Raw genomic sequence first — 9,482 nt, forward strand, 5'->3', positions numbered from 1 at the left:
GCCGTAGGCCGTGATGGCTGGGTGCCATCTTTTTGGTTACTTTTTTGGGGCAAGCAAAAAAAGTAACTCGCCAACAAGGCGAAAAAACATCACAACTTAAAGAATATTTTTAATCTCTATAACAGGCGACTATGTTGTTATGAGGCTAACGTTTTTCAGCCCGTTTACGAGCAAAATCCGCCTTAAACGCCTCAAAACGATTCTCTTCGATCGCTGCCCGCATGCCTTGCATCAGCACTTGATAATAATGCAGGTTGTGAATGGTGTTTAAACGCGCGCCAAGAATTTCGCCAATGCGGTACAAATGGTGGAGGTAGGCGCGGCTGAAGTGTTGGCAGGTATAGCACTGACAGTCTGCGTCCAGTGGGCGAGTATCTGTTTTGTAGCTGGCGTTTTTGATTTTGATATCACCATATTGCGTGAAAAGCCAGCCGTTACGCGCGTTACGCGTAGGCATGACGCAGTCGAACATATCAATGCCATAGCTGACGGCGTCGACCAGGTCTTCGGGTGTGCCAACCCCCATTAAGTAGCGCGGCTTGTCTTTTGGCATTTGTGGGGCCGTGTGCGCCAAAATGCGCAGCATATCTTCTTTAGGCTCACCCACTGACAGGCCGCCGATAGCGTAGCCGTCGAAGCCGATGGCTTCCAGGCCCTGGCGTGAAATATCACGCAGGTCTTCGTACATGCCGCCCTGGATAATGCCAAACAATGCATTCTGGCCAATGCTCGCCCCTGCGGCGTTGGCGTCGTCTTCGGTTCGTTGCTGTACTTCATGTACTAGCTTCCTCACCCCATCCTCGCCGCCTTGCAGGGCCATCGCTTGTGAGATTGAATGGCTTTGGTACACGTCAAACGCATCGCGGCTGCGTTTGGCCCAGCGCTGGCTGAGTTCCATCGAGGTGCGAGCCTGATCGTGGCTGGCCGGGTAGGGCGTGCATTCGTCAAAAATCATGACGATGTCGCTATTGAGCACGCGCTGGATACGCATGGATTCTTCTGGCGTTAAAAAGCAGCTGTCACCATTGATGGGGGATTTGAATTTAACGCCTGCTTCGCTGATTTTGCGCAGTTCGCCCAAGCTCCACACCTGAAAGCCGCCCGAGTCGGTGAGAATCGGTTTGTCCCAGCCCATGAATTTGTGCAGGCCTTCGTGGGCAGCGACGACTTCCAGCCCGGGGCGTAACCAGAGGTGAAAGGTATTGCCGAGCACGATATGCGCCTGAATCTCGTTGAGCTCTTGCGGTGACATGGCCTTGACCGTGCCGTAAGTGCCGACCGGCATAAACGCCGGGGTTTGTACTTCGCCGTGCGGTAGGCTGACGGTGCCGCGCCTGGCGAGGCCGTCGGTATTGTGTAATGAGAACTGCATGAAGTGTGCAATAACTAACTGAAATAAACGCGTATTTTAACACAGCCCTGCGACTTGCTTGTTGCGGTGGCAGGTGCCGTTAGCGGGCGGGATACGCTTGCATTTTTTGTGATTGCCCGCAACAATGCTGGTATTCCGAAATTCTAAAAAAGTCCCCTATGGTTGAACCGCAAAACCGCCTGTCACGCCGCGAACAACATACCAGCTTGCGTCAGCGTGGTATTTACCTGCTGCCTAATTTGTTTACTTCTGCCTCGCTGTTTGGCGGTTTTTACGCCATTGTGCAGGCGATGAATCTGCATTTTGAGCAGTCAGCCATTGCTATTTTTATTGCCATGGTGATGGATGGCCTCGATGGCCGCGTGGCGCGCATGACCAATACCCAGAGTGCGTTTGGCGCTGAGTATGACAGCCTGGCCGACATGGTGTCGTTTGGTGTGGCGCCAGCGCTGATTGTCTATGTATGGGCGTTGCAGCCGATGAACAAACTGGGTTGGATCGCGGCGTTTATTTACTGTGCTTGTGCGGCACTGCGTCTGGCGCGCTTTAACACCAAGCTGGATGACCCGTTTCAGGATAAGCGCTTTTTTCAGGGCTTGCCTAGCCCGGCGGCGGCGGCTTTACTGGCCGGGTTTGTCTGGGTCTCTTACGAATACAATGTTGATGGCCGCGAAATCTTTTTTGGCGTGTTGCAGATGAAATGGATCGCGTGGACGATTACGGTATTTGCAGCTGGTTCTATGGTGTCTGACCTCAAGTTTTATAGCGGCAAAGATATCAACCTGAAGCACTCGGTGCCGTTTGTGGCGATTTTGGCGGTGGTGCTGGCCTTTGTGCTGATTTCATACAGCCCGCCTGAGGTATTGTTTAGCGTGGTGTTTGTCTATGCCTTGTCTGGCTACTACATGTGGGCGCGCGAACGCCTGGCGACAAAAACGCGGCTTAATTGATAAGCTAGGTGGATAAAAACGCGCCGTGAGGCGCGTTTTTTTATGGCTATATCCCGCGTGTGGTCATTTGCCGGCGCTGGTGGTCATTTGTAGGACAAGCGAGTAAAATTGGGTTGTTAGCGTTAGGAAAATTCATGGAACAAATTATTATTTTTGATACTACGTTGCGTGACGGTGAACAAAGCCCGGGTGCAGCGATGACCAAAGAAGAAAAAATCCGCATTGCGCGCCAGTTGGAAAAGCTGGGCGTAGACGTAATTGAAGCGGGGTTCGCGGCCGCCAGCCCAGGCGATTTTGACGCGATCTCCGAGATCGCCAAAGTCATTAAAACATCCACCGTGTGTTCATTGGCGCGTGCCAGTGAAAACGATGTGCGCCGCGCTGGTGAGGCGATCAAACATGCGGCTAAAGGCCGTATTCATACCTTTATTGCCACCAGCAAAATCCATATGGAAAACAAGCTGCGTATGACTGAGGACCAGGTGGTTGCGCGCGCGGTGCAAGCGGTGACCTGGGCGCGTGAATATACCGAAGATGTCGAGTTTTCAGCCGAAGACGCGGTGCGCTCTGAGATGGACTTTTTGGTGCGTGTGTTTGAAGCGGTAATTGAGGCCGGTGCTAAAACCATCAACGTGCCAGATACCGTAGGTTACAGCATCCCTGCCGTGTGGGGCGAACGCATGGCTGAGTTGATCAAGCGCGTGAAAGGCGCAGATAAAGTCGTCTGGTCTACGCATTGTCACAATGACCTGGGCATGGCGGTGGCTAACTCGCTGTCTGCGGTGATGAATGGCGCACGTCAGGTTGAGTGCACAATTAATGGCTTGGGCGAGCGCGCCGGTAACGCCAGCCTGGAAGAAATCGTGATGGCGATTAAAACGCGTAGCGATATTTTTAATCTGAGCACACGTATCGACACCACACAAATCGTGCCCGCCTCCAAGCTGGTTTCTACCATTACTGGTTACCCGGTGCAGCCGAATAAAGCGATTGTCGGTGCTAACGCGTTTGCGCATGAGTCTGGTATTCATCAGGATGGCGTGCTGAAACACCGCGAAACCTATGAAATTATGCGTGCCGAAGACGTGGGTTGGGGCGCCAATAAACTCACATTGGGCAAATTGTCTGGCCGTAACGCCTTCCGCACCCGGTTAAAAGAGCTGGGCATAGAGCTCGAGAGCGAAGATGCTTTGAATGCTGCGTTTGCGCGCTTTAAAGAGCTGGCGGATAAAAAATCTGAGATTTTTGACGAAGATTTGCATGCCTTGGTGAGTGATGAAGTGGTGCAAGAGCGTGAGCTGTTCAAGTTGTCTTACTTGCAAGTGGCATCGCAAACCGGTGAAATCCCGCATGCGATTTTGACTTTGAGCGTCGATGGTGCAGAGCAACGCACGGAGGCCGATGGCGGTGGCCCGGTGGATGCGACCTTTAAGGCGATTGAAAATGTGGTGGGCAGTGATGCTGAGCTGTTGCTGTACTCCGTGAATAACATCACCAGTGGCACGGATGCGCAAGGGGAAGTCACGGTGCGTTTGTCTAAAGGCGGCCGGATTGTGAATGGCCAGGGCGCGGATACGGATATTGTGGTGGCGTCGGCCAAAGCCTATTTAAACGGCTTGAACAAACTCTACGCCAAAGCAGAAAAATTGAACCCGCAGGTATAAGCATGTTCTGAATCAACGCTTGCTGCCGTTGGGTGGCAAGCGTTTTCTTTTTAAGTGAACCGCATACGCATGAAAGGTAAGGCTAAGTCAGCATGATGCAAAAAAATCATTGGTTGCTGGTGATTGTTGCGCTGAGCTGTACCTACTTTATCTGGGGCTCTACTTACCTGGCGATCAAATACGCCATTGAGAGCTTTCCGCCATTTGCCATGGTGGGTATTCGTTTTACCGTCGCTGGTAGCCTGCTGTATGTCACGCTACGCGCCATGGGGCACGCCGCGCCTACGCTCAGGCAGTGGTGTGGTGCTGCCTGGGTCGGTCTGTTGCTGCCCGTACTGGGCAATGGCACGGTGACGCATGTGCAGTTGCATGTGTCTTCCAGCGTCGCCGCGCTGGCGATTGCCACGGCGCCGATCTGGATGGCGATTTTTTCCAGTTTATGGGGGCACACCATCAGCCGCCGTGAGTGGCTGGGCATCGGCATTGGCCTGGTCGGAATTTTGTTATTAAACACACGCGGTAGCTTGCAGGGCGATTGGCTGAGTGCCGGTTTACTGATGTTCGCCGCGGCCTCTTGGTCATTGGGCTCAGTATGGAGCAAACATTTACCCATGCCGCAAGGCCTGATGGGCGCCGCCAGCCAGATGTTGTGCGGTGGTCTGATTGCTTTGCTGTTTAGTGTCGCCTTTGGTGAGCAATGGCCGATGCAGGTGACCGCGCGGTCATGGGGCGCGATTGCTTTTCTGATTGTGCTGGGATCCATCATTACCTTTTCTGCCTATCACTGGTTGCTGCACCATGTGCGACCGCTGGTTGCCAGCAGCAATACCTTCGTCAATCCTATTGTCGCTTTTGTGGTTGGCGTGTCTTTTGCCAATGAGCAGATCCACCTGATGGAATATTTGGCGTTGGCGGTGATTCTGGTTGGCGTCTTTCTGGTGCTGACCGCCACCAAAGAAGCGGTGCCAGACGAACAAATCGTTTAATTAATCATTCAAAGAAACTTAAAATTGTATGAAACAAACCCTGGCGTTATTTGATTTAGACAACACCCTGCTGGCTGGCGACAGTGACTATAACTGGAGCGTATTTCTGATTAGCGAAGGCTTGCTCGATGCCGAACAGCACAAAGCGCGCAACGAGCAGTTTTATGAGGATTATAAAAACGGTTGCCTGGATATTTATGCTTTTCTCAAGTTTCAGTTGCAGCCGTTGTCCCAGCATCCAAAAGCATTTTTGGACGAGCTACATACCAAATACATGGCCAATGTGATTCGCCCCATGATGACGCAAAAAGCGCAAGATTTGGTCAACCAGCACAAAGCCAATGGCGATTTGTGCATGGTGATTACGGCGACCAACAGCTTTGTCACCAAGCCGATTGCCACCGCGTATGGCATTGAGCACCTGATCGGCACTGACCCGGAAATGGTCGATGGCCAATTTACAGGTGGCGTCACTGGTACGCCTAGCTTTCAGCAAGGCAAAGTAACGCGCCTCAATGCGTGGCTGGCTGAGCGCGGCCAAACCCTGGCCGATTTTGACACCAGTTACTTTTATAGCGACTCACACAATGACCTGCCATTGATGAAGCTGGTCACCAATCCGGTGGCGGTGGATGCAGACCCAACGCTGACCGCCTATGCCAGTGAGCACGGCTGGCCATTGATCAGCCTGCGTTAAGCTTAGCGTTTTAAAAGCTGATGGTCAGGGCCGTCACGGCTATCAGGTTGTTGTCCACTTGCTGCGCGCTATTTTTATCAAAAATGGCATCGCGGCTATTGAACTGGCGCAACTCGTTGCGCCATACCATACGCGGGTTAAGCCGGTAATCCATATTCACGGAATAACCCGTGGTTTGAAAGCCATGTTCAGTGCCAGTGCTAATGATCACGCCGTGTTTGTCCCGGTAGTGCTCCAGCCGCGCGGCAAATTGCAGCCGGTCTGAATAGGTGTAACGCAGCACAACGTTTGGGCTGTACCACACGTTGTAGCCATTGCCAGAAGCCGCTTGTTCGGCACCAATATTAAACGCCGCAATGAGTCCCCATTGTTCATTCAGCTGCCACTGCACATAAAAATCATGAAAATAGCGCATCTGCCGCTGTGCGTCTGATTTGTCATTGCCAATAAACGAGCTGCTATTGATGGTGAGCTTGTCGCTAGGTTTGTAAGTGAGCTGGTGGCCGATGGCCGGTGTGGTGTTGCCGTCCGGGCGGTGAATACGTTGCCAGCCAGTGAGCAACAGGCCGCTCATGAGCCATTTGCCGTCAGGGTTGGTGTAGCTCAGCTTGGCGCCGGTTTCAAAATAAGGTGAGTTATCCGCCATCAGGCTGCGCGTCAGTGTCCAGTTATCGATGCCCACGGCGCTTTCAAAGCCGATATGCGAAGGCATCACCCCGATATCCAGCCACAGATTGTGCTCTCCAGAGAGTTTAAGGCCGAGGTTGGCTTCATAGATATTGCGCAAGCCATGCGGCTCGGCGGCGTAGTTGGCGCGCATATAGGTGCCCGCACCCAGTGCCAGATTGCCGCGCACGCGGTCAGTCGATAAGGCTGCTTTGACTAAACCGAGGTTGATGCTGGGGTTGTCGGTGACGTTGTGGCTATACACAAAATCTGGCCGCCGATGATTGGCCGGATCGTTAAAGTCATGTATCAGGTAGCTTTCAAGGTAAGCGCTGAACTGCACCAATTGATTGCGCTCAGGATGTTTGCTGGTAGGGGCGAGTGTGTCTTCTGCCTGGGCGGTGAACGCCAGGCAAAACAAAGGCCAAACACATAATGAAGAAGGTTGCATGCTGAACATCCAAACAAAAAGTGTCAGCAGGGTAAAGCGCCGCACCTATCAATCACATAAACATAGCGCACGAATATACGGCTAAGTGTCACCATTGATTGTGCCGGAAAGCAAGGCAAAAGCAGGGCAGTTCAGTGCGAGCAGTTAGCGGCCCAGCACCACATGCAATACAAAGCGGCTACCAATATAGGCCAGCAGCAACAAGGCAAAACCCAGTAAAGTCCAGCGCGTAGCGATCTTGCCGCGCCAGCCATATTTAAAGCGGCCAAACAGCAGCCAGGCATAGATTAGCCAAGAGGCAATCGAGAACACGGTTTTATGGTTAAACTGCAATGGCTTGCCAAAAATTTCTTCGCTAAACAGCATGCCACTAATCAGTGTGATGGTCAGCAAGACAAAGCCGACATGCAACACTTTAAATAGCAACGCATCCAGCACCATCAATGGCGGAAAATCAGGCAAGGCCAGCCAGCTGTTCTTTTGGTGTAACGCACGCTCGGCCATACGCATCAGGCACGCGTGCAAGGCCGCAAAGGTAAACAGGCTATAAGCCACCATGGCGATGAGGATGTGCAGGTTAAACAGCGTGAAGCCATGCGTGTCTACATAATAGTCTTTGACTGCAAAGCCTGGCATCAGCACGAATAAGGCGGCAGGCGGCAAGACAAAGGCTTGCAGGCTGCGTAAAGAGTGCTTTAAATCGGCCAGCCAGTAAATGAGCACCGTCAGCCATAAAATGGCCGAGAGCGCGTAATACACGCCCAGGTTGAGCGAGCCAATGGCAAAAATATCGCGGTATAACAACCCGCCATGCATCACTAAACCCAGTGCCACCATGGCGCTGTGGAGTTGAAACGGAAACGCATGTTCGTTCACCGGGGTGCCCTGTTTGGCAATCCGCCAGTAATCGAGCGCCACCGCCATATAAACAAAGGCGACAATCAGATAAGGGAGTAGGTGTTGAGTCATGCCTGGCATTATGGCAAAACTCATCGCATTCGACCAGCATGGCAACACAGCGCATGGTGATGTTTGCCAATAGTTTATTTTAGGCTGGCGCTGGCATGAGGTAAAATTGCAGGCATTGCATATTCATGAATTGTGAAAGAAAGGCATTCCATGCTGGAAAACCTGACCGGTCGCTTACAGGGCGTGATTAAAAACCTGCGCGGCCAAGCGCGTTTAACTGAAGACAATATTGCCGATGCCATGCGCGAAGTGCGGATGGCTTTGCTAGAGGCCGATGTTGCCCTGCCGGTAGTCAAAGACTTTATTAGCCGCGTTAAAGAACGCGCCAATGGCCGTGACGTGCTGCAAAGCTTAACGCCTGGCCAGGCCGTGATTGAAGTGGTGAATGAAGAGCTCACCGCGCTCATGGGTAAGGCCAATGAAGGCCTTAACCTGGCAGCTGTGCCGCCAGTGGTGATTTTAATGGCAGGTTTGCAAGGGGCGGGTAAAACCACCACCTCAGGTAAATTAGCCAAACTGCTCAAAGAACAAAAGAAAAAAGTATTGCTCGCCAGTGCCGACGTCTACCGCCCGGCAGCGATTACCCAACTGCAAACGCTGGCCAAGCAATTGGAGATTGATTGCTTTGACAGCAACCCGCAGCAAAAGCCACTCGACATCGCCGCGCAGGTGATGGAGCAAGCCAGAAAGAGCTATTACGACGTGGTGATTTTCGATACCGCCGGTCGTTTGGCGATTGATGAAGCCATGATGGCCGAAATCAAAGACCTGCATGCTTACCTCAAACCGACCGAAACCTTATTTGTGGTCGACGCCATGCAAGGCCAGGATGCCGTCAACACCGCCAAAGCGTTTGGTGAGACACTGCCGCTGACTGGCGTGATCGTCACCAAGCTCGACGGTGATGCCCGTGGCGGTGCCGCACTCTCTGTGCGCCATGTCACTGGCAAGCCGATCAAGTTTATTGGTGTGAGTGAAAAGGTCGATGGCCTGGAGCCTTTCCACCCTGACCGCATGGCGGGCCGTATTTTGGGCATGGGCGACGTATTAAGCCTGATTGAGGAAGCGCATAAGAAGGTCGACATGGCCGAAGCGCAAAAAGTCGCCGACAAAATCAAATCCGGCGCCAAGTTTGACCTTGAAGACTTTAAGTCGCAAATGATGCAAATGCAAAAGATGGGCGGCATGGCCTCACTCATGGACAAAATGCCTAGCCAGATTTCTGGCATGGCGCAAAAAATCAACACAGACGACGTAGATAAATCGCTGCGCCGCTTAGAAGGCATTATTAATAGCATGACGCCCGAAGAGCGCCGTAAACCCGAGCTGATTAAAGCCACCCGCAAAAAACGCATTGCCGCCGGTAGCGGCGTGCAAGTGCAAGACGTAAACCGCTTGCTCAATCAGTTTGAAGAAACCCAAAAAATGATGAAGATGTTTAGCAAAGGCGGCATGGCCAAAATGATGCGAGGCATGAGCGGCATGATGGGCGGAAAATTCCCCGGAATGTAAAGCGAAAAACGGGGATGAATAAAAAAATAAACTTTTTATACAAAAAAAGCGAAAACAGCATTGACCAAATTTAATTCATCCCCCATAATCGCGTTCTTTCAAATTTGACGCAAAACAAGCGGCAGACAAGAAACAGATGGGGTGTTAGCTCAGCTGGTAGAGCAGCGGACTTTTAATCCGTTTGTCGTGGGTTCGATCCCCGCACACCCTACCAA

At 52.2% G+C, this 9,482-nt stretch carries 8 protein-coding genes and 1 tRNA gene; 6 read left to right on the forward strand and 3 right to left on the reverse strand.

The genetic code is table 11. The annotated features are described in order from the left end of the window. Positions 1–145 precede the first annotated feature (145 nt). Positions 146–1,372 carry a tRNA guanosine transglycosylase gene (locus tag E6Q52_RS12710; protein WP_292822593.1) on the reverse strand — a complete coding sequence of 409 codons (1,227 nt, stop codon included), beginning with the start codon at positions 1,370–1,372 and terminating at the stop codon, positions 146–148. A gap of 158 nt (positions 1,373–1,530) precedes the next feature. Between E6Q52_RS12710 and pssA the strand changes: the two genes are divergently transcribed. The 4 genes from pssA (at position 1,531) to E6Q52_RS12730 (ending at position 5,669) form a co-directional block, all read left to right on the forward strand. Further along, the gene (gene pssA, locus E6Q52_RS12715) at positions 1,531–2,322 is read left to right on the forward strand and encodes a CDP-diacylglycerol--serine O-phosphatidyltransferase (protein WP_292822595.1); all 792 of its coding nucleotides are present in this window, start codon (positions 1,531–1,533) and stop codon (positions 2,320–2,322) included. A 134-nt stretch (positions 2,323–2,456) separates the two neighbouring features. Continuing rightward, positions 2,457–3,986 carry a 2-isopropylmalate synthase gene (locus E6Q52_RS12720; RefSeq protein ID WP_292822597.1) on the forward strand — a complete coding sequence of 510 codons (1,530 nt, stop codon included), beginning with the start codon at positions 2,457–2,459 and terminating at the stop codon, positions 3,984–3,986. 92 nt (positions 3,987–4,078) lie between these two features. Then, positions 4,079–4,972: a drug/metabolite exporter YedA gene (gene yedA / locus E6Q52_RS12725; RefSeq protein WP_292822599.1), complete on the forward strand. Its 894-nt coding sequence runs from the start codon at positions 4,079–4,081 to the stop codon at positions 4,970–4,972. 28 nt (positions 4,973–5,000) lie between these two features. Beyond that, complete coding sequence (locus tag E6Q52_RS12730) at positions 5,001–5,669, forward strand: HAD family phosphatase (protein ID WP_292822601.1); 669 nt, start codon at positions 5,001–5,003, stop codon at positions 5,667–5,669. Positions 5,670–5,679: 10 nt separating this feature from the next. Here E6Q52_RS12730 and E6Q52_RS12735 read toward each other — a convergent pair whose 3' ends face one another. Next, entirely contained in the window at positions 5,680–6,786 is a 1,107-nt protein-coding gene (locus E6Q52_RS12735; RefSeq protein ID WP_292822603.1) for a porin, read from the reverse strand. Between the two features lie 144 nt (positions 6,787–6,930). Further along, positions 6,931–7,764: an inner membrane protein YpjD gene (locus tag E6Q52_RS12740; RefSeq protein ID WP_292822607.1), complete on the reverse strand. Its 834-nt coding sequence runs from the start codon at positions 7,762–7,764 to the stop codon at positions 6,931–6,933. Positions 7,765–7,905: 141 nt separating this feature from the next. Here E6Q52_RS12740 and ffh point away from each other — a divergent pair, with 141 nt between their 5' ends. Together ffh and E6Q52_RS12750 are read left to right on the forward strand one after the other, a co-directional pair. Continuing rightward, positions 7,906–9,267 carry a signal recognition particle protein gene (gene ffh, locus E6Q52_RS12745; protein WP_292822605.1) on the forward strand — a complete coding sequence of 454 codons (1,362 nt, stop codon included), beginning with the start codon at positions 7,906–7,908 and terminating at the stop codon, positions 9,265–9,267. A 138-nt stretch (positions 9,268–9,405) separates the two neighbouring features. Further along, positions 9,406–9,481: transfer RNA gene (locus E6Q52_RS12750), tRNA-Lys, on the forward strand. The last annotated feature ends 1 nt before the right edge of the window (position 9,482 follow it).

The sequence above is a fragment of the Methylophilus sp. genome, from assembly GCF_008015755.1.
GTDB lineage: Bacteria > Pseudomonadota > Gammaproteobacteria > Burkholderiales > Methylophilaceae > Methylophilus.